This is a genomic window from Streptomyces hebeiensis (genome assembly GCF_052983195.1).
The window spans coordinates 2,045,254-2,069,932 of the sequence record NZ_CM129812.1 but is presented as its reverse complement, the minus strand read 5'-3'; the positions used below and the strand labels follow the sequence as shown (position 1 = coordinate 2,069,932).

Below are 24,679 nucleotides of genomic sequence, written 5' to 3'. Positions count from 1 at the left end.
TGCCCGCACCACCGCCGTCCGTGCCGCCGGATCCGTCCGGGCTGCCGGACCAGTCGGATCCGTCCGTGCCGTCGGATCCAGCCGTGCCGCCGGACCCGTTCGTGCCGTCGGACCCGTCCGTACGGCCAGGGGCGCCGGACGGCCCGTCCGTACCACGGGGGCCGTCCGGGGCCGGGCCCGGACCGGCGTCGCCACCTCCTCCCCTCACCACCCACTCCACCAGGGACGACATGACCCAGCACCTCGCTGACCCGCCCACCAACAGGTCCGACGACACGCTCGGCCACGCCTCCGACGACACCCGCTGCCACGACCGTTCCGGCTGGTGGCAGGACGCGGTGATCTACCAGGTCTACCCGCGCAGCTTCGCCGACGGCAACGGCGACGGGATGGGCGACCTGGACGGCGTACGCCACCGGCTGCCGCACCTGCGGGACCTGGGTGTCGACGCCGTCTGGCTCAGCCCCTTCTACGCCTCGCCGCAGGCCGACGCGGGCTACGACGTCGCCGACTACCGGGCCGTCGACCCGATGTTCGGCACCCTGCTGGACGCCGACGCGCTGCTCCGCGACGCCCACGACCTGGGGCTGCGCGTCATCGTGGACCTCGTACCGAACCACTCCTCCGCCGAACACGAGTGGTTCAGGCGCGCCCTGCGGGAGGGGCCCGGATCGCCGCTGCGCGAGCGCTACCACTTCCGGCCCGGGAAGGGCGCGCACGGCGAACTCCCGCCCAACGACTGGGAGTCCGTCTTCGGCGGCCCCGCCTGGACCAGGACCACGAACCCCGACGGCACCCCCGGCGACTGGTACCTGCACCTCTTCGCCCCCGAACAGCCGGACTTCAACTGGGAACACCCGGCCGTCGCCGACGAGTTCCGCTCCATCCTCCGCTTCTGGCTCGACATGGGGGTGGACGGCTTCCGGGTCGACGTGGCGCACGGCCTGGTCAAGGCGGCGGGGCTGCCGGACATCGGGGACGCCGGCCGGGTACGGCTGCTGGGCACCGGCGACGGGGGCACACCGTTCTTCGACCAGGACGGGGTGCACGAGATCTACCGGCAGTGGCGCACGATCCTCGACGAGTACCCGGGGGACCGGATCGCGGTCGCCGAGGCGTGGACGCCGACGGTGGAGCGCACGGCGCACTACGTACGGCCCGACGAACTGCACCAGGCGTTCAACTTCCAGTACCTGAGCACCCCGTGGCGCGCCGACGCGCTGCGCGAGGTCGTCGACCGCTCGCTCGACGCGATGCGGCCGGTCGGCGCGCCGGCCACCTGGGTGCTGTCCAACCACGACGTGACCCGGCACACCACCCGCTTCGCGGGCCGGCCCGGCGGCACCCAGACCCGTGAGCCCGGCGACCGCGCGCTCGGCCTGCGCCGGGCGCGCGCGGCGACGCTGCTCATGCTGGCGCTGCCCGGCTCGGCGTACCTGTACCAGGGGGAGGAGCTGGGGCTGCCGGACGTCACGGACCTGCCGGACGAGGTCAGGCAGGACCCGTCGTACTTCCGCGCGGACGGCCAGGACGGCTTCCGCGACGGCTGCCGGGTGCCCATCCCGTGGACGCGGCGGGGGAGTTCGTACGGCTTCGGTACGGGCGGGAGCTGGCTGCCGCAGCCGGCTTCCTGGGGCGAGCTGAGCGTCGAGGCGCAGACGGGCGATCCGGACTCCACGCTGGAGCTGTACCGCGCGGCGCTGCGGATCCGGCGCGACCACCCGGGCCTGGGCGCGGGCTCCTCGGTGGACTGGCGGGACGCCCCCGACGGCGTACTGGTCCTGGCCCGGCCGGGGTTCGTCTGCGCCGTCAACACGACCGCCGAGCCGGTCCGGATCCCCGCCGGGGGCACCCTGCTGCTGTCGAGCGCCCCGGTGACGACGGACGGCACGGAGACGGTGCTGCCCGGCGACACGACGGCGTGGTGGTCCGTATGACGTGAACGTGACGTGACGTGGTACGGCGACCCGCACCACGCCTACCCGCACCACGCCTACCGGCACCACGCGTACCCGCACATCCCTCCACCCCCACCAGCGCAGGAGGAACCATGGCCCCCAGAACCCTGGCCGCCGCTCTGGCCCTCGCCGCCGGCGCGGCCGCCGCGCTCGTGGTCCCCGCCGGGACCGCGACCGCCGCCGTGCAGTCGCCGCCCGGAGGCAAGGACGTCACCGCCGTACTGTTCGAGTGGAAGTTCGACTCCGTGGCCAGGGCGTGCACGGACACGCTCGGTCCCGCCGGCTACGGGTACGTCCAGGTCTCCCCGCCCCAGGAACACATCCAGGGCGCCCAGTGGTGGACCTCGTACCAGCCCGTCAGCTACAAGATCGCCGGTCGTCTCGGTGACCGCGCGGCCTTCTCCCGCATGGTCAACACCTGTCATTCCGCGGGCGTCAAGGTCGTCGCCGACGCCGTCATCAACCACATGGCGGCCGGGGACGGCACCGGGACGGGCGGCTCCTCGTACACCAAGTACACCTACACCGGCATCTACTCCGGTGCCGACATGGACGACTGCCGCGCCACGATCAGCAACTACAACGACCGCGCCAACGTCCAGAACTGCGAACTGGTCGGCCTCGCCGACCTGGACACCGGTGAGGACTACGTACGCGGCCGGATCGCCACGTATCTGAACGACCTGCTCTCCCTCGGCGTGGACGGCTTCCGGATCGACGCCGCCAAGCACATGCCCGCGGCCGACCTCGCCGCGATCAAGTCGCGGCTGAGCGACCCCGGGGCCTACTGGAAGCAGGAGGCCATCCACGGCGCGGGCGAGGCGGTCTCGCCGAGTGAGTACCTCGGCACCGGCGACGTCCAGGAGTTCCGCTACGCCCGCGACCTCAAGCGCGTCTTCAACAACGAGAACCTCGCGTACCTCAAGAACTACGGCGAAGGCTGGGGCTACATGGAGTCCGGCCGTTCCGCCGTCTTCGTCGACAACCACGACACCGAGCGCGGCGGCGACACCCTCAGCTACAAGGACGGCGCGACCTACACCCTCGCCAACGTCTTCATGCTGGCCTGGCCGTACGGCTCGCCCGACGTGCACTCCGGCTACGAGTTCAGCGACCGGGACGCGGGACCGCCGAACGGCGGCGCGGTGAACGCCTGCTACAGCGACGGCTGGAAGTGCCAGCACGCCTGGCGCGAGATCTCGTCCATGGTCGGCTTCCGCAACGCCACCCGGGGCCAGACCGTCACCAACTGGTGGGACGACGGAGGAGACCGGATCGCCTTCGGCCGCGGTTCCACGGGCTACGTCGCCATCAACCACGAGGGCTCCCCGCTGAGCCGGACCTTCCAGACCTCGCTGCCCGGCGGTGCCTACTGCGACGTGCAGAGCGGCAGGGCGGTGACGGTCGACGGCTCCGGCCGGTTCACGACGACGATCGGCGCGCACACCGCCGTCGCCCTGCACACGGGAGCCCGTACCTGTTAGTGCCGCATCAGAGAACCTCTGCCCTGTAGTGGCGTGACGCGCTGCCCGGATACTGGTTCCGGGCAGCGCGGGGTCGTCAGGCTGCCCGAATTCGCTTGCGCACCGTCGCCACCCGGGCCACCAGGTGGTGTGGTGCCATCCTCGGACGAGGCGCGCGCGTGTCCCGCGCGGATCGGGAACGGTGCGAAGGGGGCCGCCGCCTCACAGGCGGCGGTCTCCCCTTGTGGCGGGCTGTGTCCGGCGATTGGGAACAGGTAGCGGGCGGGGGCTGAACGGGACAGCGCGAGGCAGCCCTCAGCGGCGGGGCGCGGGCTGGGGGAGCTGGTCCAGCCCCAGCGGGGCGGGCGGTGGCAGGGGCTCGGTGTTCCCGGCCCTGAACGACTGGAGGAGGAAGCCGACCAGGCGCCGCGACGCGGCCTGTGCGGCCTGCCCGGACCCTCCGCCGACGCCGCAGTTGGCCAGGAAAAGGAGGGTCATGTCGCTCAGGTCGAAGTCGGTCCGCAACTGCCCGGCGTCCTGGGCGCGCCGGATCAGCAGGGCGAGGCCCTCCTCCGCGCGGGCGCGAGTGCGGTCGTGGTCGAGGGCGTCGGGGAACCGGGAGAGGAACGCCTCGGTGAAGCCCCGGTCGGCGGCCTGCATGGAGCACACCTTCTCGACCACGGTGCGGAACCCGCGCCAGGGATCGGGATCCTCCAGGGCCTCGTCGAGGACCGCGACGCAGGTGCCGAGCTGTTCGGCGAAGGTCTCGGTGACGAGCGAGGAGCGGGTGGGGAAGTGCCGGTAGAGCGTGGCGGCGCCGACGCCGGCGCGGCGGGCGACGGCGGTGAGGGGGACGTCGATCCCCTGGGTCGTGAAGGCCTGGCGGGCGGCTTCCAGGATGCGGTCGCGATTGTGCCGGGCATCGGCGCGCAACCCGGCGGCGGCGCGTGGTCCCGTGGCCGTGGCGACCGGCCGGGGACCGTCGGCGGAATCGGCCGGCCGGTCCGGCTTGTGAGAGCGCTGAACAGGCATGTCTCTCACTTTAGCGTAAACGGAAGGGGTCGCCCGTTTATGCCGTTAGCGTGGTCGGGAGAGCGGTGAAGGCCGCTTCCGCGAAAGCCCCCTCCGCGAAGCCCCCTTCCTGGGGACGCCTTCCACGAAGACCTTTTCCGTACGCCGCTCCCCGGACGGAGAACAGGATCAGACCATGAACGAGATGCGCGTGGCCCTCTACGACCGGTACGGCCCCCCGGAGGTGCTGTACGAGGGCAGGGCGCCCGTGCCGGAGGCGGGCCCCGGCGAGGTGCTGGTACGCGTCCACGCGGTCGGCGTGAACGGCGGCGAACTGGCCGGCCGGGCCGGGAAGATGCGGCTCGTGACGGGGCGACGCTTCCCGCAGCGCGTCGGGATCGACTTCGTCGGCGAGATCGCCGGGACCGGCTCCTCGGTGACCGGACTGCGGGAGGGTGAGCGGGTGTGGGGGACGCTGGGGACGTCGCTCGGCAGCGCGGCGGAGTACGTGGCCGTCCGCCCCCGGCTGTTGGGCCCCGCCCCGGACAACCTCACCGCGGTGGAGGCCGTGTCCCTGCTGGCGGGCGGTACGACGTCGATCAACGCCCTGCGCCACAAGGCCCGCGTCGAGCCCGGGGAACGCCTTCTGGTGCGCGGCGGCAGCGGCGGAGTCGGCAGCGTCGCGGTCCAGTTCGGCAAGCTCTACGGTGCGCACGTCACCGCACTCGCCGGCGCGAAGAACCACGACTTCGTGCGCGGGCTGGGCGCGGACGAGGTCCTGGACCACCGGACGGTCCGCCCCTCCGAACTGGGCGAGTACGACGTCATCATGGACACCGTCGGCACTCAGCACCGGGCTTTCCGCCGGCTGCTGGCCCCCGGCGGGCGCATGGTGGCCATCGCCTTCGACACGGACCGCATGCTCGCGAGCCTGTCCTACCTCCTCGGCTCGGCCGTGCACGGCTCCCGGCGCGTGCGCTTCTTCGCGGGCGCGCCGCCGCACGGACTCTTCGCCGAACTGGCCCGCCACGTGCGAAACGGTGACATCCGCCCCGTGGTCGACACCGTTTACCCTCTCGCGGACGTCGCCGTCGCCCATGGAGCGCTGGAGGCCGGCGGGATCCGTGGGAAACATGTCATCCAGGTGGTGTGAGGTGCGGTCGGGGGCGGCCGTAGGCGGCTGACAGCGCGTGTCATGCGCGGCCGCATGGTCGCAAACGACCGTTCGGGAGTCACTCTCGGTCGTTTCTGACTGTTTCCAATCACAGGTGTCAGGACTGGGGCGCGAGTGGTCCAGACTGTCCCCGTGGTGGGGAACATTCCCGAAGAGACGACAAGTTTTGTCGGACGCAGGACTGAACTGATTCTGCTGGAACGCGCGTTGGCCGAGCACCGGCTGGTCACCCTGACGGGCGGCGGCGGGGTGGGCAAGAGCCGGCTCGCGCTGCGCGCCGCCGAACGCGCCGCCCGCCGCGCGGCCGGCCGGCCGGCGGGACCGCCCGACGGACCGCCGGACCCGCTGCCCCGCGCGGGCCGAGCGGACACCGGCACGGGCGCGGCCCACCAGGGAGCCGGCTCGGGGGCGGGCGCCGGCCACCCGGGAGCCGGTTCGAGCAGAAGTACGGGTTCGGGCGCGGGCCGCCGGGGCGCCGGTCCGGGCACTGGCGCGGGTGCGTGGGCGGGCCGTCGCGAGCGGTTGCACCACCCCGACGGCGCCTGGTGGGCCGACCTCTCCCCGCTCTACGACGAACGGCTGCTGCTGAGCACCGTCTCCGACGCCGTCGGACTGTACGACCACTCCCTGCGCATGCCCATCGAGGCCCTGTGCGAATGGCTCGCGCCCCGGCGGCTCCTGCTCGTCCTCGACTCCTGCGAGCGGCTGGCGCCCGCCTGCGCGCACCTGGTCGGCGAACTGCTCACCGCCGCGCCCGGCCTGACCGTCCTCGCCACCAGCCGGCAGCCGCTGGGCACCAAGGGCGAACACGTCGTCGAAGTGCGACCGCTGCCCCTGGACAACGACGACGCGGTGCTCCAGCTCTTCCGTGACCGCGCGGCCCGGTCCGCGCCCCGGATCTCACTGGAGGACCCCCGTCACGCGGCCGCCGCCGTGCGGATCTGCCATCAGCTCGAAGGCATCCCGCTCGCCGTCGAACTCGCCTGCGCCCGGCTGGCCGACAACTCCGTGGAGGAGATCGCGGACCGGCTCGTCTCCCGTCTCGACGGTCTCACGGCCACACTCCGGCCCGGCGCTCACACCGGTGTCCCCACCGGCAGCCGCACCACCTCCCACACCACGTCCCCCGCCGGTACTCACACCACGTCCCCCGCCGGTACTCACACCACTTCCCCCACCGATACACGCGACGGCACACCCGCCGGCCCCCGGACGGACACGCGCACCGGCAGCCGCACCGACACCCCCCGCCTCGACCTGCTCACCGACGAGACCCGCTGGCCCCAGCGGCACCGCGCCCTGCGCACCGCCGTCGGCTGGAGCCACGAACTGTGCGCGCCGCTGGAACGACTGCTGTGGGCGCGCCTCTCCGTCTTCCGCGGCGAGGTCGACGAGGCCGACGCGCGGGCCGTCTGCGCCGGCGGACCGCTCTCCGCCGACGCCGTCGGCACGGCGCTGAACGGGCTCGTCGGCCAGTCCGTCGTGCGCCGGGAGGGAACCCGCTACCGAATGCTCGACACCCTGCGCGAGTACGGCGGCATGTGGCTGGACGAACTCGGCGAGGCACGGGCCCTCGCCGACCGGCACGCGGCCCGCTTCGCCGATCTCGTACGCCGGGCCCACGACGGCTGGGCGGGGCCGGAACAGGTCGCCTGGTACGCGCGGATCGCCGACTCCCACGCCGACCTGTGCGCGGCCCTGGACCACCTCCTCGTCGCGGACCCGCCGGCGGCCCTGGAGATGGCCGGGCGCGTCGGCTTCTTCTGGAGCTGCTCCGGCCATCTGCACGAGGCCCGCGGGTACCTGGAGCGCGCGCTCGACGGCGACCCCACCGCGGGACCGCAGCGGACCCGCGCCATCTGGGCGCTCGGCGTCACCGTCCTGCTCCAGGGGGACGCCCGCGGCGCGCACCGGCTGGGCGAGCGGTGCGGTGTCGCCGCGTGGCACGACCAGCACCCGGAGTCGATGCTGTCCGCCGCCTACCTCCTCAGCCTCAGCTGCCTGATGATGGGCCGCGCCCAGGCCGCCCACACCGTCGCCGACCGGGCCCTGCGCGCCCACCCGGGCGATGCCTTCGACTCGCCGTCCCAGCTGCGCTGCCGACTGGCCCGGGTGTTCGCGCTCACCGCGCTCGACCGGCTCGACGAGGCCGGCGAGGAGGCCGGCGAGCTGCGCCGGGCGTGCCTGGACCACGGCGAGCGGTGGACCCGCGCCTACGCCGACTACCAGCTCGCGCTGGTGCACCTGCTCCAGGACCGGCCGTACGAGGCGGAGGCGCACGCCCGCTCCATGATCGCGGGCAAGGAGCTGGTCCGGGACAGCTTCGGGATCGCGCTCGGCCTCGACCTGCTGGCGGCGGGGATCGCCGCGCAGGGGGACGGGGAGCGGGCGGCGTACGCGTACGGCACCGGCCAGGCGTTCTGGCGCATGGTCGGCCACCCGCGGCGCGGCACGCCCGAACTGGCGGCTGTCCGCTCGGAGTGCGAACGGCAGGCGCGCGCGGCGGCCGGGGACCCGGCGTACGAGGAGGCCTTCCGCAGGGGGCTGGCGGGGGACGGCACGCGCGGGCTGGCCCGGGTGCTGGAAGGGCGTCTGCCACCGGGCGAGCTGAGGACACCGCCGTAGGACGCCGGGATCGTACGGCCGGCGGGCCGGAGGTCCGGCGAACGCCAGTTGGCAGTGGCCACCGGACTCAGGCATTTCTCGCGGGTGACGACGCGCGCTGGGTCACCGGTCAGACGATCGCGGCGGCCGGTGGCCTCGTCTGACGAACCCCGCGGCGACAAAGGGCACGCGCACGGGAGTTGGTTCAGCGAGCGGTGGCGGCCGGGTCGCCATGGTGCGGTCCGCGGCTCCGGTCGATTCCGTCCGCGCCGCCATGGAACTCGAAGTCGGTCGGCTGTGGACCTGACAGCTTGCCCGTCATCGCCATGACGGGCAGGTGCGCACGAAGCCGGGACTATGCCCGTGGTTCCACTCCGCTGATGGCTATCCGCAGCAGACGGGCCACTACTGGCGCAGCAAGATCGAGGCCGAGCGGGTGGTGCGCGAGGCGGGCTTTCCCCGCCCGGACCATCCTGCGGCCCTCCGGCTTCATGGAGAACCTGAGACAGCCGTCGATCTGGTTCGCGGGTTTGACCTCGAACCGACTGACGGTCGTCAACGACCTGGACGTCGCACGACCGTGGGTCGCCGTCCAGGACATCGGTACGGCCACGCTCGCGGCGGTTGCGGACCCGCGACGCTTCCACGAGGTCGTGCTGGAACTCGCGGGAGACGTACTGCCCATCCGCCGCGGGGTCGAGATACTCAACTCCGTACGGGCGACGCCGATCGAGCTGCCCAGCAGCCCGGCGCAGGCTGTCGAATGGGGGGTCATGCCGGAACTGGCGAAGTCGCAGCGGCGGATGGACACCTACCCGGCACCGGCCCGCCCGGAAATGGCCCACGCGCTGGGCATCGAGACGACGCCCTTTGAGCAGTGGGCCCAGGGAGCAGTTCAGGCGGAGTGAGCCCACCATCGTCAGCGGCTCCAGCCCGTCCGGCCGGGGAGGGGCCGGAGGGAGCTCATGCCCCAGGGCCGCGAGCCAGAGCAGGGCAGTCGCGAGCAGGTCGCTCCGAACCGCTCCCCTCGTGACCGTGTGAACCGTCCGGTGCTGGACATCTGTTCCCTATGACGTCCACCGACGTGAACGGCGCACGGCAGGCGGAGCCCCGGAAAGAGGCACGGAGGGCGCGCCTGCCCTGGTGGGGCAAGCTGCCCCTGGCCCTGGTCGTCGTGTTCGCGCTGCTCTTCCTGGGCAGCCGGCTCGACGCGCTGCCCGGGCTCGGCGATCTCCTCGGCGAGGAGACCCACGACCGTACGGGCCCGGCCCTGCTCGAATCCATCCAGGACCTGGACCGCTACGAGGCCGCCTCGGGCAACTTCCAGGTGGTGGTCGACCTGGAGAAGGACGCCAAGTGGCTCCCCGACGCGATCCGCGGCTCCCGGACGCTCTATGTCGGAGCGGGGAGCGTGAGCGCGTACGTCGACTTCGCCGGGATCGGCCCGGACAGCGTGACGACCGACGAGGCGCGGACGTCCGCGTCGATTCGCCTGCCGCACGCCCGGCTGGGCAGGGCGGCGCTCGATCCGGAGCGTTCGTACGCGGTGTCCAAGGAGCGTGGGCTGCTGGACCGGCTCGGTGACCTCTTCTCGGACAACCCGGCGGACGAACGGGCGGTGAACAGGCTGGCCGCTCGGCACATCGCGGAGGCGGCCGAGGAGAGCGAACTGACCTCGCGCGCGGAGAAGAACACCACGAGCATGCTCCAGGGCCTGCTGCGCTCGCTCGGCTTCACGCGGGTGAGCGTCGTGTACGGCTAGCGGGCGCCGGCCCCGCGCGGACCCGCCCGGTGTCCGCCTACACCTGTACCTGCACCGGCATCGGCCGGGCGGGCGGCGCGTCGTCCCGGTCCGCGTCCGTCGGCGCGGGGGTGGCCGCCGTCGGGGCCGGCAGGGTGCCCAGCCGGCCGACGAGGTCCCCGAACGGGCCGTCGGCCGGCTCGTCCGCAAGGACCCGCCGCAGGACCGCGGCCGTCTCCTCGTCGTACGCGGCGCTCACGGCCGTCAGCGCGCCGAAGTCGTGCACCAGCCGCACCTGAAGTTCCGCGCGCGGCACCCGCCGTCCGTCCAGCCAGAGCAGCGCCGTCGACTCGGCCAGCGACACCCAGGAGCGGACGACCAGTTCGAGCCGCGCGGACGGCCGGGCCACCCCGAGATGGCCGACGAGCTGCTCGTACGCGGCCTGCCGCACCCCGTCGATCAGCGCGTGGGCGGTGGACGACGAGGACCCGGCCGCGGGGCCGCCCCGCATCAGCGCGAAGAATCCCGGGCCGTGCTCCTCCACGAAGTCGAAGTACCGCGCCATGACCCGGAGCAGCCGCGCGCCCAGCGGCCCCTCCCGGGGCTCCACGAAGCGCGTGGCGAGATCGTCGGCGGCCCGCCGCAGTGCCGCCTCGTACAGGCTCCGCTTGCCGGGGAAGTAGTGGTAGACGAGCGGCCGGGAGATCCCGGCGGCGGCCGCGATCTCGTCGATCGAGACATCGTCGGGGGACCGGCGGCTGAACAGCTCCAGCGCCACACCGATCAGCTGTTGTCTCCGCTCCTCGACACCCATCCTGCGGCGAACCCCGGTGGTCATATGACCAGCCTAACCGCCTGCTTGTGGAAGATGTCCGTTACGCTCCCGGTCCATGAGCGCAGCTGAGGGGGAAGAGGCGGGACGCGTCGAGGAGGGGCCGGACGAGCCGGATCCCGGACCCGGACTGACGCCCCGTCAAGCACGCCTGATACGGGTCGCGATGGCCTCCGCGCTGCTGGTCACCCTGGCCGCGCTGCTGGCCTGTCGGCTGGCGGAACGGACCTCGGTCCTGGTGGTCGGCGTGTACGGGCTGGCGATGATCCTGTGCGGTGTGGTGATCGAACTGAGCCGGAACGGCCGCACCAGGCTGGGCACCTGGCTCCTGGGCGCCGGCCTGCTCGCGACCTTGGGGGCGGACTGGCTGCTGCCCTGAATCGCGGGGCCCGCCCGTGCACGTCAGCGCGGCGGATCCAGTCTCGTTCCGTCCGCCGCGCGCCCGTACAGTTCCGCGTGCGCGCCCTCCTTCGCCGGTACGGCCAGCAGCCGGCCGCGCGCGCTGCCCGTCACACCGCCCGACACCTCCAGCGCCGCCGTGCCCGGGCCGCCCGCCGCCAGGACGTACCACCGGCCGCCGCGTGACTTCCACAGCACTCCGGCCACCACGCGCTCGTCCCGGGGCCCGCACGCCGGGGAGTCCACCGACCGGGCCGCGACCGCGCCCGGCTCGGTGGGCCGTCGCGCCGGGGCCTGGAACTGGGCCAGGACCCGGCCGCCCGGGCCCCGCCAGGTCTCGGCGCGGGTGCACAGCCAGTCGGCCGTGCCGTTGGCCTCGGGCAGGGGCTGTGTCGCGTACCGCCAGGAGTTCACGGACCGTACGCCGTGCATCCGTACGGCGGGCAGCAGACAGGCGGTCCGCGCCCAGGCGGCGCGGTCCGCGTCGGCCTCCTTCTCGCCCGGTAGGTCCTGGGGCGCCGAGGGCGGCCCCGACGTCAACCTCGCCGGGGTCAGTTCACCCAGATCCGTGAACAGCCGGGCAGTGCTCTCCGCTCTCTCCGCCTTTCCCGCCGTCGGCTCCTTCCCCGCCTCCTCCCGCGTCTTCGCCTTTTCCGTCTTCTCCGTCTTCTCTGTCCGCCCCGCGCGTTCGTCGCGGCTCCCGCCCCGCACCTCCAGCGTGTCCCAGGTCCGGCAGTCCCGGGCCATCGCCGGGCTCGCCAGCGGATCGGTCACCCCGTCCGCGTCCCTGCGCAGCGCACGCGCCGGGGCGCGCGGATCGAGGAGGTCGCGTACGGACGTGGCGCTCACCCACGGCGCGGTCAGATACCGGACGTTGCTGTCGGAGCGGGCCACGATCAGCGCCGCCGAGTCGGCCTCGCCCGCGCCGTCGACCCGGGCGAAGTCCAGGGCCGCCAGCTCTCGCCCGTCCGCGGCCTCGGCGTACCGTACGATCCGCAGCCCGTCGTACAGGAGCACCACCCGGGCCGCGTCGACCGTTCCCGCGTACAGCAGTTGCGGCGGCCCCATCGGCGGCCCCGACGGTGTCGCGGGGGCCGTGGAGACGTGGACCGAGGCGCCGGGCCCGGCCCAGACCGCCAGCGCCCGCCGCAGCAGCGCGCGGTCGTCCGCCAGCCGCCCCCGGGCGGGCCAGACGGAGAAGTCGGTACGGACCGCGGTCCGCCACGCCGTGGGCGCGACGCGCCGCACCTCGGCCGGGTCGAGCGCCGAGCGGGCCGCCGGGTTCGGCGCGTACGCCGGTGCCGCCGCGCCGTCCGGGCCCCAGCCGTCGTCCGGCCGTACGAGGAAAGCCCCGCACAGGAGGAGGGCCACGGCGGCGGCCACCGTGGCCCTGGCGCGACGGCGGCGGCTCATCAGGTCGGTGGGGCCGGCCTGGAGGGAACAGGGGTCGAACTCGGACGACCGCAGCAGGACGGCCATGTCCGCACGGGGGGCGCCGTTCCCCGGGGCGTCCCGGGCGGCGTCCGCGGTGCCGGGAGCGCCTGCGGTGCCGGGAGCGTCCGCGGTGCCCGGGGTGGTGAGGCGGGCGCGGTCCGCCTCACCGAGCGCCGTCGCCACGTCCACGGCCGAGTCGGCCGCCGCCAGGGCGTGGCGTACCTCGGCGTCGGACAGACCCTCCAGCACACGCAGGACGAGCACCGCGCGGGCCGGACCGGACAGCGCGGACAGCCGTCGGTCCAGGGCGAGTTCGTCCGCTCCGCCCGACCGGGGGAACAGCCGCAGCCCCAGGACCCGGGGGAGCGGTGGCGAGGGGGCGACGCGCAGCCGTCGGGCGAGGCGGTGCCCCGGCCGCCCGGCGGCCAGTGCCCGGCGCAGGACCCGTTCCCGTACGAAGACGTAGGCGGTGTCGGGCGGTTGGTGGTCGCGTGGGGTGGCGGCGAGGGTGGCCGCCGAAGGCACCGCACGCCCGCGCGGCAGGGAACGCTGGACGATGGCGTGCGCCGTCAGGACGCGTCGGTTGCGGCCCAGGGACGGCGGCAGGACGAGATAGGCGATCCGGGTGAGCCGGGGATAGTGCTCGACCAGGGCGGCCTCGGCCTGTTCGACACCGATCGGCGCGGTCGAAGCGGCAGCCGGGGCGACGGTGGATGCGGGGACGGCGTGATCCGGGGGCACATGGAGCAGAACGAGCGATTGGTCCGATGGTCACCTCGGAGGTCGGAAGGCCGGGGGCCGGGGGCTGGGGGCCGGGTGGCGTTCACAGAGCGCAGGGGGTGCTCCTGCCGTATCACGCCGTTCCCCGGCGAACCACCCTGCCCACGCGGCACGATGGCCCTATGCGTACCGAACGACCCCTCGTGGTCACCGCGGCCCTCGCCCTGACTCTCACGCTGACGGCGGGCTGTGCGAGCGAGGAGAAGACCCCTCAGATGCCGAAGACGGCGAGTGGCAGCCTCGAAGAGATAGCGTCCCAGGCCAAGTGCGAACCGCAGATGCAGACGGACGAGGAGGAACTGCGGCAGGCCCTCTGCAAGACGAAGGACGGGCGGTATGTGCTGGTGACCTTCGCCACGGACCGGGGCCAGCGCGAGTGGATCAACGGGGCCAAGGACTACGGCGGCACCTACCTGGTCGGCCGGAAGTGGGTCGCGGTGGGCGATGACGCGACGGTCGCGACCCTGCGCGGCCGGATCGGCGGGGACGTGGAGAACGGCACGTCGCACACCGCGGCGCCGGGCGGCGGGGACGGGAGCGACAAGGACGGCGGCAAGGGACACTCCGGTCACGCCGCAAGCTGACCGCGCGAGCCCGTGGGCCGGCCGCGTGGGCCGGCCGCGCGATGCGGGTGTGGTCCCTCTCCGTACGCCGTGCCCGCGCGGCCATGGAGAAGGGCCACACCCGCGCGGTGCGGGTGTGGCCCCTGGTGCGTCCGGCTCAGTCGGTCGGCCGGTACGTCAGCACTTCTGACCGTTGTTGATGCACTCCACCATCTGGTTCATCACGTTCTCGTCGAAGACGTTGATGAAGTCACCGTGGTCGGTGATGGGCTTGTGCAGCTGCTCCGGGAAGGAGTCCACGGCGAAGCCGGGGCCCGGCGGGACGTCGTAGACGATCCGCTGCTGGAGCTGCGGGATGGCCTGGAAGCCGTTGCCGCAGTTGCCGTTGTTGTCGGCGAACGCCACGTGCGTACGGTGGTTGGCGCTGTCGATGTTCTGACCGTCCCAGCAGCTCTGGAACTTGAAGGTGCGCACGACCTGGCTGCCCTCGGGGCAGATCGGGTACTTGTCCTTGAGCTGGCGGTCCTCGAACCCGGTGCAGCTCCACGACGCGTTGGCGTTGGCGTCGCCGTTGGTGAGGGCCTTGGCGTCACCGGTGATGATGCGCAGGAGCTTGGGCATCGCGACAACCTTGGAGTTCGGGTTGCCGACGAAGACGTTGGTCACCTCGGTGGGCTGCTGGATCGGCCCGACGTTGCCTTCCTTGCCGCCGCCGTCCGCGTTGGCGTCGGCCTCCTGCTCACCGTTCTGGAGACGGATCACGGGCCAGAAGTAGGAGGACTTGTCGCCCTGGTTCTGGCAGGACGTCTGCGCGCCCGCCAGATCGTTGTCGCTGGCGAACGCGTTGTTGGACTGGTTGCCGATGTAGTCGTGCATGTGGTGGGCGCCGTTGGTCACACCCGGGGCGACGATGACGTTGTCCGAGTTGTGCAGGCTGTTCTCGTTGACGCCGCAGTCGGAGCTGAACGTGCCGGCCGAGCCGTTGCCGCCGCCACCGTTTCCACCGCCGCCGTTGCCCCGGCCGCGCTGACCGCCGTTGCCCTTTCCGGTGTTCGCGGGCTGGGCGTTGGGCTGGACGGTCGTGATGTCCACGAAGTCGCTCGCTTCGGGGCCGTTGCCGGCCTGGCCTCCGCCTTGCTGTCCGTCGCCATTCTGGCCACCATTCTGGCCGCCGTTCTGACCGTCACCCTGGCCGCCGTTCTGGCCGTTGCCCTGACCGCCATTCTGACCGCCGTTCTGACCGTTGCCCTGGCCGCCGTTCTGGCCGTTCTGGCCATTGCCGCCGTTGCCCTGGCCGCCGCCGTCCAGGACGTCGCCGTTCTGCATTCTGCAGGGCGCGAGGGACTCCAGGCCCCGCGGCCGCTCGCCGACCCGGCCCATCGCGATCGAGATGCGGTCCAGGGCGGCCACCCGCCTGTCCTTCAGCGGACCGAGGATGGCGTTGTTCGCGTAACTGGAGTCCAGGGCGATCGCCCTCTTCTCGTCCGCGAACCGCTTGTACGCCTCGGTGATCTGGCTGTCCATCTTCGCCAGCTCACGGTCGACCTCGGCCCTGGCCGCCTCCGGGACGTTCTCCAGCTTCTTCTCGTTGGCCACGTCCGGGCAGACGATGGTCGACGCCTGCGCCACGTTCTGGGCCTTCGTGCCTGCCTGGTTCGACTTGCCCTCGCCCGCGGACGCGTAGACGTTGGCCGCGACCAGTCCGCCCCCGCCCAGGAGCAAGGCAGCCGAGGCAGCGATCGCCCGGTTTGCCAGTTTTGAGCGTTTTCTCGATGTGCGTGCCATGGAACTAACTCCTCAAGCTTCGTTGCCGGTTACAGGAAAATCGCGGCAGGGGGAGAAGCGAAGCGCACCGTTCCTTACGGGACCCGCGCGCGGAGTGTTCAGCCGCTCGGGGAATTCATAGAAATCTCCATCGACGAATCGGGTCGGCCCCACGCATCCGGCGTTTTCCCGGCCATATCGCGCATGAATGCCATCGAGGGTGTCAGTGGCATCGGCGGCATCGGCGGCATCGCCCGCTTCGAGACCACCCGCTCACCGCCGGCCGCCCCGAGCGCTCCGGCGGTCCGCGGCGCACCGCCGGTGAGGCCGCCCCGCGGGCCGCCCGATGAGGCCGCGCGGTGGATTGTCAGTGGTGCCTGGCACGATCGGAGACGACCGACGAGCAGGGCGCGGCGTCCGCGCGGGGACGCGGTGTGAGCAGGGGGCAGGCATGGGTACGTGGGACACCGGCCACTTCGACAACGACACGGCGGCGGACTTCGCCGCGGAGCTGGACGAGGCGACGCCCGAGCGGCGTACGGAACTGGTGCGCGAGGCGCTGGCCGGGGCCGCCGTCGGCGCGGCCGGGTATCTCGACGCCGACATCGCGGAGGTGGCGGTCGCGGCGGCGGCGCTGGTCGCCGAGCAGTGCCCCGGTGGTCCACCCGTGGAGACGGTGTACGGACCGGACGAGCCGCTGCCGCGCTTCCCGGAGGAGCTGAGGAGCCTGGCGGTACGGGCGCTGGACCGAGTGGTCGCGGAGGAGTCCGAGCTGCGCGAGCTGTGGGAGGAGGCGGACGGCGGGAACGGCGTGTGGCAGCGAGGAGTGACGACGCTTCGGGCCGCCCTGGCGCCGCCGCTCGCCGCCGTGACAGCGGCGATACCGAGGCAGGGCCGCCCGTCCCACGGCTGATACGGAGAACGGGCGGGGCGCCGTTGCCCGCGGTGGGTGACCGTGGGCAACGGCGCGGGGCCGGTCACTCCGCCAGGACCCTCGCCTCCAACTCGGGGGACAGGCCCGGCGGCGGGCGGTCCGGGCGCTGCGGGGCCTGTCCGCCGATCGAGGTGAGCCAGGCCCACGTGTCCGCGACCGTGTCCGCCACCGGGCGGCAGCGCAGGCCCGTGGCCAGGGCTTTGGAGACGTCCGCGCCGCACAGGGCGTCGTGCAGCTCGCCCGGCGGCAGCCAGATCGGGAGGTCCGTCCAGGGTTCGATGCCCGCGCCCAGGATCGTGGCCGGGTCCGTCCAGCGCAGCTCCGCGTCGGCCCCGGTGGCGCGGACGCACGCGTCGAGGAGCTCTTCCATCGTCGTGTGCCCCGGCGGGCCCACCAGGTTGTACGGGCCGCCCAGGCCGTCCCGTACCGCGTCCAGGGTCCACTCCGCGAGATCCCGCACGTCGATGTACTGAAGCGGGTTGTCCCGCGGCCCCGGTGCCGGCACGGGGCCGCCCCGGGCGATCCGCCCCAGCCACCAGGGCAGCCGGCCGACGTTCTCCCAGGGGCCGAGGATCAGGCCCGCGCGCACCAGCAGCGCGCGGTCTCCGAAGGCCCCCTCGGCGGCCAGCTCGCCGCCCCGCTTGTCGATCGCGTAGTCGACCTGCTCGGCCACCGGCGACGCGCCCGCCACCAGCGGGCCGTCCTCCGGAAGCCCGGCCGGTGACGGGTAGGCGTAGACCGAGCGGCTGGAGATGTACGCGTAGCCGCCGGCACGCCCCGCCAGCGCCCGGGCCGCCGCGTGCACGGCGGCCGGCGCGGCCGACCAGGTGTCGATCACGGCGTCCCACGAGCCGTCGGCGAGGGCCGCCAGTCCGTCCGGCGCGGTGCGGTCACCGCGCAGCACGGCCGCGCCGGCCGGTGGCTCGTGCCGGCCGCGGTGGAAGAGAGTCACCTGCCAGCCACGTCCGAGCGCCGCTTCCGTGAGCGCGCGGCCCACGAACTCCGTACCTCCGAGAATGAGGAGCTTCATGCGATCGACTCTGCCCGCCGGAAGGCCGCGGGGACAGCCGGATTCGCGGCCGGAAGAATCGGGAACTTCAGGGACCTGCCCAGTGGCCCCCTCGCGATGGCACCATGTGCTGACCATGACAGACGCCCGGTCGCCGTTGCGCGCCCTACGGGCCGCGGCCTTCGCGGCGGTCTGCGTGACCGTGGCGGCTCTGGGGCATTCGTACACATCCGGGGGTGAGATCCCGGCGGCGAGCCTGTGGGCGGCGTTCGGAATGACAGGCGTCGCCGCGTGGTCCGCCGGCCGTCGGCCCCGGGGCACCTGGTCCATCGGTGCGGGGATGCTCACGGTCCAGGGCGCCCTGCACGTGCTCTTCTCCGGTGTGCTGCCGTTCGTGCCGCCGTACGGACCGTACGGCGGCACGAACGGCAGCACACCGGGGCACGGCCCGCACGCCGACGCGCTCATGGGAGCGGGGGCGGGAGCGGGCACGGGCACCACCGTGGGCGGTGCCGAGGCCGTCGGCGGGGCCGCTCCCGGTGCGATGCCGGTCCTCGGCGGTTCGCCCGCCACGACAGGCATGGTCGTCGCGCACCTCCTGGCCGCCGTTGTCTGCGCATGGTGGCTCGCCCGGGGCGAGGCGGCGCTCCTCGCCCTCGCCAGGGCCGTCGGCGCCCTCGCCTTCGCGCCGCTCCGGCTGCTGTTCACCGCCGTGCGCCCGGCCGTCGCGTTCCCCTCGCCACGGCCCGGCCGCGGGACCGTCGGCGCCGCGCACCACATCCGTGGCGTCGTCCTCGCGCACGCGCTGTCGCGACGCGGTCCGCCCGCGTGGCGTACCCCACGTGCCACGGCCCCGGGAGCCGTCGCCGTCACAGCCGTCTGAGGCCGGAGGAGGCGGATGGCGAGGGGTCGATCTCCTCATGCCTTCGGCCCACCCGACTCCTAGGACAGACGACATGGCCATTGACGACCCCGTACAGGAACCCGAGCCCGACACCGCGTCCGACACCGCGTCCGACACCGGGCCCGCGAAGCGTGCCGCGCCCGCTGAGCCCGCTGAGCCCGCTGAGCCCGCCGAGCCCGCTCGAACCAGCCCGCGCGGGACGACCGGGCCCGCGACCGGCGCCACCGGCTCCCCGACCGGCGCCACCGGCTGGGCGGCCCTTCGCCCGCTCGTGCTGCGGCTCCACTTCTACGCCGGCCTGCTGATCGCACCGTTGCTCCTGACGGCGGCCGTCAGCGGTTTCCTCTACGCGTTCTCCTTCCAGGCGGAGAAGGTGGTCTACCGCCACGAGCTGCGCGCACCCGTGGGCGACCGCGCGCTCCCGCTCCGCGACCAGCTCAACGCCGCCAGAACCGCCTTCCCGGACGGCACGATCACCTCCGTGCGCATACCCGGCGAGGCCGCCGCGACGACCCGCGTCCTGATGAGCGGCCCCGGCGTCGAGGAGGGCAAGTCGCTCGCCGTCTTCGTCGACCCGTACACCGCCGAGGTGCGCGGCACGCTCACCAGTTACGGCACCTCGGCCGCCCTCCCGCTGCGCACCTGGCTGTCCGAACTGCACCGCCATCTGCACCTCGGCGAGCCGGGCCGGGTCTACAGCGAGCTCGCCGCGAGCTGGCTCTGGGTGGTGGCGCTCGGCGGGCTGCTGCTCTGGCTGGGGCGCAGGCGGGCCTCCAGACGTGCCCTGCTCCTCCCCGAGTCCGGCGCCACCGGCCGCCGCCGGACGCTGTCCCTGCACGGCGCGCTCGGGATGTGGGCGGTGACCGGGCTCGTGCTGCTGTCGGCCACCGGGCTGACCTGGTCGAAGTACGCGGGCGAGAATGTCACCGCCATCAAGGACCAGCTCGGCAGCGGCACCCCGGTCGTCTCCGCCACCCTCGAAGGGCGCGGCGGTGACACCAACAGTGGCAGCGAGACCGGAAGTGGCGGCGGCCACGAGGGGCACGAAGGCATGACCGGCATGGAGGACATGCCCGGCATGGACCATATGGAGGGCATGGAGGCCAAGGACATCGGCATCGACCTCGTGGTCGTCGCCGCCCGGCAGGCCGGGCTGGACGGGCCGATCGCGGTGACCATGCCCCAGAAGGACAGTGGCTATGTCGTCGCGCAGACGGACCAGCAGTTCCCGGTCCGGCTCGACTCGGTCTCCGTGGATCCGGCCAGTGGCATGATCATGGACGAACTGCGCTTCGCCGACTACCCGTTGCTGGCGAAGCTGACCCGTTTCGGCATCGACGCGCACATGGGGCTCCTCCTGGGGCTGCCCAACCAGGTGGCCCTCGGCGCGCTCGCGCTCGCGCTGATCCTCATCATCGTCTGGGGCTACCGCATGTGGTGGCTGCGCAGGCCCACCAAGGAGCGGAGGCTGGGCGCGGGCCGGGCGATACCGCGCGGGGCCTGGCGGCGGGTGCCGCTGACGGTCCTGCTCCCGCTCGCGGCGGCCACGGCGTTGACCGGCTGGTTCCTGCCGCTGCTGGGCGTCAGCCTGCTCGTGTTCCTCGCCCTGGACGGCGCGGCGGGCCTGCTCGCCCGCACCCGGGCGGCCCGTACGGCTGCCACGGCCGGTGCCCCTGCCGGTACCGGTACCAGTACGGGAGGCGGCACCGGCGGCGTAGAGCCGTAGCGGCACCCCCGCACACAACCGGTGGCGGCCCGGTCAGGGCACGTACTTGTATCCGACCCGCCGCACCGTACGGATCGTGTGCCGGTGCTCGGCCCCCAGCTTGCGGCGCAGCCGGGCGACATGCACATCGACGGTCCGCCCGTCGCCCACGTGACCGTAGCCCCAGACCGTGGTCACCAACTGGTCGCGGGTGTGCACCCGGTGGGGGTGCGCCACCAGGTGCGAGAGCAGTTCGAACTCCAGGTAGGTGAGGTCGAGTTGCCGGTCACCCACGGCGGCCGTGCGCCGTGCGTCGTCGACCCGTACAGGACCGGTGCCGCCCCCGGGGCCGGTCCCCGCGCCGCCCCCGGCTCGGGAGCCGGGGCCGGTGACATACGGCACGGCGGTGGCCTGTACGGCGGCGGCCTGCACCGCCGCGTGCTGGTCGGCCGGTACGAGCACGAGGTATCCCACCATCGGCGGGTGCCCCGGCAGGGAGGGCAGCGTGTGCTGCGGTGCGGGCAGCCACGTGGCGCCCGGGGGCAGCAGGTCCACCACCTGGCCGACCGGGACACCACCCGGTACGGCGGACGGATCGGGGACCGGGGCGGAAGCCGGCACGGTCTCGTCGCGGTCGACGGCCCGGAGTCGCTGGCGCCGGCCGGGCGCGCCGGTTTCCTGCTGGTTCACCGAGGTCGCGGTCGCGGACGCGGTGGAGGCGGTCGCGGCGGAGAAGGGACGGGTGTTCACCATGAGAGGTCAGCTCTTTCGCGCGGAGGAGTCGTCGAGTCGACAGAAGGACGTGACGTACGTCATGCGCGGCGGCCGAAGGCCGGAGAGGCTTTAGAGGGCCGACGCGTTCCTCACGCGGCGACACACCCGGTCGAAGTCATGGTCCTGCCGGGACGGCCAGAACGGTTCGAGGTCGAAGCGACCGCGGTCCGTCGTGGGGTGCTGGAAGCCGACCATGGCTCCATTGAAGCAGATACCCATGGGCGGGGCAGACCCTTTCGCCGGTCGGTACGGTGCCCCTCGCGAGCGGACACGGTGTGCGTGGACCGGGGATCACGGCGGGGAGGCATGGCGAAGGGCGGCCACCGAACGGTGGCCGCCCTTCGCCATGGAGCCTCGGTGCCTTGGAACAACGGAGCGACAGGCGGCGGAGCTGCGGAGCTCCGGTCGTCGAGTCCTCGAGGACACGCGGTCCGGCCCGTTCGTGCCGCCCCCCGGGGCCCGGCCGTGTCGGATCAGACCTGGCCGGCCTTCTCCAGCGCGGTGCAGCAGGTGTCGACGATCAGCCGCGTGACGACGTACGGGTCGACGTTGGCGTTCGGACGGCGGTCCTCGATGTAGCCCTTGCCGTCCTTCTCCACCTGCCACGGGATACGGACCGACGCGCCGCGGTCGGAGACGCCGTAGCTGTACTCGTTCCACGGGGCGGTCTCGTGCAGGCCGGTCAGCCGGTCGTCGATGCCCGCGCCGTAGTTCTTGACGTGGTCGAGCGGCTTCGAGCCCTCGCCCAGCGATTCGCACGCGGTGATGATCGCCTCGTACCCCTCGCGCATCGCCTTCGTCGAGAAGTTGGTGTGCGCGCCCGCGCCGTTCCAGTCGCCCTTCACCGGCTTCGGGTCGAGCGTGGCGGAGACGCCGAAGTCCTCGGCCGTGCGGTAGAGCAGCCAGCGGGCGACCCACAGCTGGTCCGCGACCTCCAGCGGAGACAGCGGTCCGACCTGGAACTCCCACTGGCCCGGCATGACCTCGGCGTTGATGCCGGAGAGGCCGAGACCCGCCTGGAGGCAGTTCTCCAGGTGCGCCTCGACGACGTCACGGCCGAAGATCTCGTCGGAGCCGACACCGCAGTAGTAGCCGCCCTGGGCCGCCGGGAAGCCGCCCTCCGGGAAGCCCAGCGGCCTGCTGCCCTTGAAGAACGTGTACTCCTGCTCGATCCCGAAGACCGGCTCCTGGGCCTTGAACCGCTCGGCCACCTCGGTGAGCGCGGCGCGCGTGTTGGACGCGTGCGGCGTCATGTCGATGTTCAGGACCTCGCACAGGACGAGGACGTCGTCGCCGCCACGGATCGGGTCGGGACAGGAGAAGACGGGCTTGAGCACGCGGTCGGAGGCGTGGCCCTCGGCCTGGTTGGTGCTGGAACCGTCGAAACCCCAGATGGGCAGTGCGGCCCCGGCACTGAGGATCTTCGTCTTCGAGCGCAGCTTGGCCGTCGGCTCGGTACCGTCGATCCAGATGTACTCAGCCTTGAACGTCACGGGGCCTCATCCTTCGTGGGTGCAGCATGTCGCGGGTACGGCGGGCTTTCCCGCGGGTGCGGGGGTGCGGGTACGGCAGATATGCGTGCGAGCTTCCCAACGCACCGTTTCCCCGCCATTGCCCGCCCGTGAACCACGTGTTACTCGGGGCTGCTCGCAGGACCTCCTCGCAGGCCCTTCTCGTCGGGACGCCCGGCGGGTTGCCTCTGGTACGCGGGGTCTCATCGGCGACACGGCCGGGCAGACTGATCCGCATGACCAAGCCACGTATCGGACTCCTCGGCACCGGCCCCTGGGCGGAGCGCACGCAGGCGCCCGCCCTCGCCGCGCACCCCGGGATCGAATTCGGCGGCGTCTGGGGGCGCAGGCCCGAGGCGGCCACCGCGCTCGCCGCGGCCCACGGCACGGACGCCCACTCGGGCGAGGACGGGCTGGACGCGTTGTTCGCCGCGTGCGACGCCGTGGCGTTCGCCCTGCCGCCGGACGTCCAGGCGCCGCTGGCGGCACGGGCCGCGGCGGCCGGCTGCCATCTGCTGCTGGACAAGCCGGTCGCCACCACCGTGCCGGGCGCCCGCGCCGTGGCGGACGCGGCGGCCGGGGCCGGGGTGGCGTCGGTGGTCTTCTGCACGCTGCGGTTCGCCGCCGGGACGGCGGAGTGGGTGACGGAACACGCCACCCGGGGCGGCTGGTTCACGGCCCACGCGCACTGGCTCGGGGCGCTGTACGGCCCGGGCGCGAACGGCGGCGCGTACGCCGGGTCGCCCTGGCGCCGGGAGAAGGGCGGGCTGTGGGACGTCGGACCGCACGCCCTGTCCGCGCTGATCCCGCTGCTCGGCGAGGTGACGGAGGTGACGGCCGTGCGCACCGGCTCCGACCTCACCCACCTGGTCCTGCGGCACGAGGGCGGCGCGGCCAGCTCGGCGGCGCTGAGCCTGAGCACGCCCCCGGCGGGCGCGGGGGCCGGACTGGAGATCCGCGGCGAGCAGGGCACCGCCGTGCTGCCCGAGCGGTGGGGGGACCCGGTCGCGTCCTTCGGAGCCGCCGTGGACGCGCTGCTGGAGTCGGCGGCCACGGGCCGGCCGCACGCGTGCGACGTACGGTTCGGACTGCGGCTGACGGAGATCCTGGCGGAGGCGGAGCGGCAGACGGCCGCGGTGGCCACCGGCCCGGAAACGCCGGCCGGCGCAGCCGCCCCATGAGGTCGGCGGCGCGGCCCGCGTACACGGGTCCGCCGCCGCCCGGGCCATGCCGGCGTGGCCGCTGTGACGGGGGAGCTGGAAGGCGGGCGGCCGGATGCGTTGTCGTGTCCGCGGGCGCGCGTATCGCAACGCAGGACACGAAACCGTCCCGCGGGGGACGCCCAACCTCGGCCCGTCCCGGGAGCACATCAGCCGTCGACGCTCCGGATCTGTTCGATCTTGGCGTTACGGATCAGGAACTTGCCGGGTTCGCGGACCTCTTCGAAGGCGGCGTCGTTCAGCAGCGTGCAACTTCCGGACACCGATGTGATCTTCACCGTCGTCGACTTGTCGTTGTCGAGGTTGGTCACACGGATCGTGGAGCCTATGGGCAACTGGTTACTGGACGCCGCGGGGGCGCCCGCCTCACCGGAGAGGGTGACGGTGGAACCGGCGCAGACGACATCACCGGTGCCGGTCCCGGTGTCGGCCCCGGTTCCGTTGCCGGGTCCCGTACCGGCTCCCGTGTCCCCGGCTCCGGCTTCCGCCTCCTCGGCACCGGAGCCGGCGCCGGTCTCCGTGCCCGCCCCGGCGTCTGCCGCCGCTCCTTCGCCGACCGCGCAGCCGGACGCCGCCTGCTTCCGTTTGATCTCCTCGACGACCGCCGTCCGGTTGGCGATCCGGGCCTCCGACTGCGGGTCCGGGTTCGCGCGCTGGTCCGCGATGAACGCCTCGTTGTTGCCCAGCGCCGTGGCCAGGCCGTCGCAGGCCACTGACGCCTGGCTCGTACCGGTCATCACCACCGCGGTGGCTCCCGCCAGTGCGGCGGCTCCCACGACCAGGGAGAACATCTTCGTGCGGCTGAGGGTCTTCTTGCGGGACACGTGTGGGGGGCTCCTGTCCCCGGCCTCGTAGGTGACGGGGCCGGCTGGGTTACGTGTGCCGTCCCATACGTGCCG

19 protein-coding genes and 1 pseudogene are annotated in these 24,679 nt (G+C 73.2%); 12 read left to right on the top strand and 8 right to left on the bottom strand.

The window, feature by feature from the left end; genetic code table 11:
• Positions 1-230: 230 nt before the first annotated feature.
• Positions 231-1,937 carry a glycoside hydrolase family 13 protein gene (locus tag ACU6P3_RS08845; protein WP_447196641.1) on the top strand — a complete coding sequence of 569 codons (1,707 nt, stop codon included), beginning with the start codon at positions 231-233 and terminating at the stop codon, positions 1,935-1,937.
• Positions 1,938-2,050: 113 nt separating this feature from the next.
• Positions 2,051-3,439, top strand: a pseudogene (locus ACU6P3_RS08840) (alpha-amylase); the annotation flags it as partial.
• Between the two features lie 297 nt (positions 3,440-3,736).
• Here the strand turns inward: ACU6P3_RS08840 and ACU6P3_RS08835 are convergent.
• Positions 3,737-4,453, bottom strand: coding sequence for a TetR/AcrR family transcriptional regulator (locus ACU6P3_RS08835; RefSeq protein ID WP_447196640.1), 717 nt, complete (start codon positions 4,451-4,453; stop codon positions 3,737-3,739).
• Between the two features lie 175 nt (positions 4,454-4,628).
• Between ACU6P3_RS08835 and ACU6P3_RS08830 the strand changes: the two genes are divergently transcribed.
• From ACU6P3_RS08830 to ACU6P3_RS08815, 4 genes are all read left to right on the top strand, one after another.
• Positions 4,629-5,585, top strand: coding sequence for an NAD(P)-dependent alcohol dehydrogenase (locus ACU6P3_RS08830; RefSeq protein ID WP_447196639.1), 957 nt, complete (start codon positions 4,629-4,631; stop codon positions 5,583-5,585).
• Positions 5,586-5,738: 153 nt separating this feature from the next.
• Positions 5,739-8,231 carry an ATP-binding protein gene (locus ACU6P3_RS08825; protein WP_447196638.1) on the top strand — a complete coding sequence of 831 codons (2,493 nt, stop codon included), beginning with the start codon at positions 5,739-5,741 and terminating at the stop codon, positions 8,229-8,231.
• 470 nt (positions 8,232-8,701) lie between these two features.
• The gene (locus ACU6P3_RS08820) at positions 8,702-9,118 is read left to right on the top strand and encodes a Rossmann-fold NAD(P)-binding domain-containing protein (protein WP_447196637.1); all 417 of its coding nucleotides are present in this window, start codon (positions 8,702-8,704) and stop codon (positions 9,116-9,118) included.
• Between the two features lie 161 nt (positions 9,119-9,279).
• Complete coding sequence (locus ACU6P3_RS08815) at positions 9,280-9,972, top strand: DUF4230 domain-containing protein (protein WP_447196636.1); 693 nt, start codon at positions 9,280-9,282, stop codon at positions 9,970-9,972.
• A 37-nt stretch (positions 9,973-10,009) separates the two neighbouring features.
• Here ACU6P3_RS08815 and ACU6P3_RS08810 read toward each other — a convergent pair whose 3' ends face one another.
• The gene (locus tag ACU6P3_RS08810) at positions 10,010-10,789 is read right to left on the bottom strand and encodes a TetR/AcrR family transcriptional regulator (protein ID WP_447196635.1); all 780 of its coding nucleotides are present in this window, start codon (positions 10,787-10,789) and stop codon (positions 10,010-10,012) included.
• Positions 10,790-10,841: 52 nt separating this feature from the next.
• On the opposite strand from ACU6P3_RS08810, the gene ACU6P3_RS08805 reads away from it, so the two are divergent.
• Positions 10,842-11,162, top strand: coding sequence for a hypothetical protein (locus tag ACU6P3_RS08805; protein ID WP_447196634.1), 321 nt, complete (start codon positions 10,842-10,844; stop codon positions 11,160-11,162).
• Between the two features lie 23 nt (positions 11,163-11,185).
• Here the strand turns inward: ACU6P3_RS08805 and ACU6P3_RS08800 are convergent, their stop codons facing one another.
• A complete protein-coding gene (locus ACU6P3_RS08800) occupies positions 11,186-13,357 on the bottom strand; it encodes a hypothetical protein (protein ID WP_447196633.1) in 2,172 nt (723 codons plus the stop codon).
• 161 nt (positions 13,358-13,518) lie between these two features.
• Between ACU6P3_RS08800 and ACU6P3_RS08795 the strand changes: the two genes are divergently transcribed.
• Positions 13,519-13,980, top strand: coding sequence for a hypothetical protein (locus tag ACU6P3_RS08795; protein WP_447196632.1), 462 nt, complete (start codon positions 13,519-13,521; stop codon positions 13,978-13,980).
• Between the two features lie 156 nt (positions 13,981-14,136).
• On the opposite strand, the gene ACU6P3_RS08790 is transcribed toward ACU6P3_RS08795, so the two are convergent.
• Positions 14,137-15,744 carry a DUF1996 domain-containing protein gene (locus ACU6P3_RS08790; protein WP_447196631.1) on the bottom strand — a complete coding sequence of 536 codons (1,608 nt, stop codon included), beginning with the start codon at positions 15,742-15,744 and terminating at the stop codon, positions 14,137-14,139.
• A 430-nt stretch (positions 15,745-16,174) separates the two neighbouring features.
• Between ACU6P3_RS08790 and ACU6P3_RS08785 the strand changes: the two genes are divergently transcribed.
• Entirely contained in the window at positions 16,175-16,636 is a 462-nt protein-coding gene (locus ACU6P3_RS08785; RefSeq protein WP_447196630.1) for a DUF4259 domain-containing protein, read from the top strand.
• Between the two features lie 64 nt (positions 16,637-16,700).
• On the opposite strand, the gene ACU6P3_RS08780 is transcribed toward ACU6P3_RS08785, so the two are convergent.
• A complete protein-coding gene (locus ACU6P3_RS08780; protein WP_447196629.1) occupies positions 16,701-17,687 on the bottom strand; it encodes an NAD-dependent epimerase/dehydratase family protein in 987 nt (328 codons plus the stop codon).
• A gap of 115 nt (positions 17,688-17,802) precedes the next feature.
• Between ACU6P3_RS08780 and ACU6P3_RS08775 the strand changes: the two genes are divergently transcribed.
• Entirely contained in the window at positions 17,803-18,549 is a 747-nt protein-coding gene (locus ACU6P3_RS08775) for a hypothetical protein (RefSeq protein ID WP_447196628.1), read from the top strand.
• A gap of 73 nt (positions 18,550-18,622) precedes the next feature.
• Positions 18,623-20,296 carry a PepSY-associated TM helix domain-containing protein gene (locus tag ACU6P3_RS08770; protein ID WP_447196627.1) on the top strand — a complete coding sequence of 558 codons (1,674 nt, stop codon included), beginning with the start codon at positions 18,623-18,625 and terminating at the stop codon, positions 20,294-20,296.
• 33 nt (positions 20,297-20,329) lie between these two features.
• Here the strand turns inward: ACU6P3_RS08770 and ACU6P3_RS08765 are convergent, their stop codons facing one another.
• Positions 20,330-21,028, bottom strand: coding sequence for a winged helix-turn-helix domain-containing protein (locus ACU6P3_RS08765; protein ID WP_447196626.1), 699 nt, complete (start codon positions 21,026-21,028; stop codon positions 20,330-20,332).
• A 494-nt stretch (positions 21,029-21,522) separates the two neighbouring features.
• Positions 21,523-22,542, bottom strand: a complete 1,020-nt coding sequence (glnII, locus tag ACU6P3_RS08760) for a glutamine synthetase (RefSeq protein ID WP_447196625.1) — start codon at positions 22,540-22,542, stop codon at positions 21,523-21,525.
• A 254-nt stretch (positions 22,543-22,796) separates the two neighbouring features.
• On the opposite strand from glnII, the gene ACU6P3_RS08755 reads away from it, so the two are divergent.
• On the top strand, positions 22,797-23,741 hold the full coding sequence (locus ACU6P3_RS08755) for a Gfo/Idh/MocA family oxidoreductase (protein WP_447196624.1): 945 nt from the start codon (positions 22,797-22,799) through the stop codon (positions 23,739-23,741).
• 188 nt (positions 23,742-23,929) lie between these two features.
• Here ACU6P3_RS08755 and ACU6P3_RS08750 read toward each other — a convergent pair whose 3' ends face one another.
• Positions 23,930-24,604, bottom strand: a complete 675-nt coding sequence (locus ACU6P3_RS08750) for an SCO2207 family protein (protein ID WP_447196623.1) — start codon at positions 24,602-24,604, stop codon at positions 23,930-23,932.
• Between the last annotated feature and the right edge of the window lie 75 nt (positions 24,605-24,679).

Excerpts from the sequence above, each read along its gene's own strand:
- ACU6P3_RS08835 (WP_447196640.1), bottom strand. The coding sequence starts at position 4,453 with ATGCCTGTTCAGCGCTCTCACAAGCCGGACCGGCCGGCCGATTCCGCC.
- ACU6P3_RS08775 (WP_447196628.1), top strand. The coding sequence starts at position 17,803 with ATGACAGACGCCCGGTCGCCGTTGCGCGCCCTACGGGCCGCGGCCTTC.
- ACU6P3_RS08815 (WP_447196636.1), top strand. The coding sequence starts at position 9,280 with ATGACGTCCACCGACGTGAACGGCGCACGGCAGGCGGAGCCCCGGAAA.
- ACU6P3_RS08785 (WP_447196630.1), top strand. The coding sequence starts at position 16,175 with ATGGGTACGTGGGACACCGGCCACTTCGACAACGACACGGCGGCGGAC.
- ACU6P3_RS08820 (WP_447196637.1), top strand. The coding sequence starts at position 8,702 with ATGGAGAACCTGAGACAGCCGTCGATCTGGTTCGCGGGTTTGACCTCG.
- ACU6P3_RS08845 (WP_447196641.1), top strand. The coding sequence starts at position 231 with ATGACCCAGCACCTCGCTGACCCGCCCACCAACAGGTCCGACGACACG.
- ACU6P3_RS08780 (WP_447196629.1), bottom strand. The coding sequence starts at position 17,687 with ATGAAGCTCCTCATTCTCGGAGGTACGGAGTTCGTGGGCCGCGCGCTC.
- ACU6P3_RS08790 (WP_447196631.1), bottom strand. The coding sequence starts at position 15,744 with ATGGCACGCACATCGAGAAAACGCTCAAAACTGGCAAACCGGGCGATC.
- ACU6P3_RS08755 (WP_447196624.1), top strand. The coding sequence starts at position 22,797 with ATGACCAAGCCACGTATCGGACTCCTCGGCACCGGCCCCTGGGCGGAG.
- ACU6P3_RS08795 (WP_447196632.1), top strand. The coding sequence starts at position 13,519 with ATGCGTACCGAACGACCCCTCGTGGTCACCGCGGCCCTCGCCCTGACT.
- ACU6P3_RS08810 (WP_447196635.1), bottom strand. The coding sequence starts at position 10,789 with ATGACCACCGGGGTTCGCCGCAGGATGGGTGTCGAGGAGCGGAGACAA.
- ACU6P3_RS08765 (WP_447196626.1), bottom strand. The coding sequence starts at position 21,028 with ATGGTGAACACCCGTCCCTTCTCCGCCGCGACCGCCTCCACCGCGTCC.
- ACU6P3_RS08830 (WP_447196639.1), top strand. The coding sequence starts at position 4,629 with ATGAACGAGATGCGCGTGGCCCTCTACGACCGGTACGGCCCCCCGGAG.
- ACU6P3_RS08770 (WP_447196627.1), top strand. The coding sequence starts at position 18,623 with ATGGCCATTGACGACCCCGTACAGGAACCCGAGCCCGACACCGCGTCC.
- ACU6P3_RS08805 (WP_447196634.1), top strand. The coding sequence starts at position 10,842 with ATGAGCGCAGCTGAGGGGGAAGAGGCGGGACGCGTCGAGGAGGGGCCG.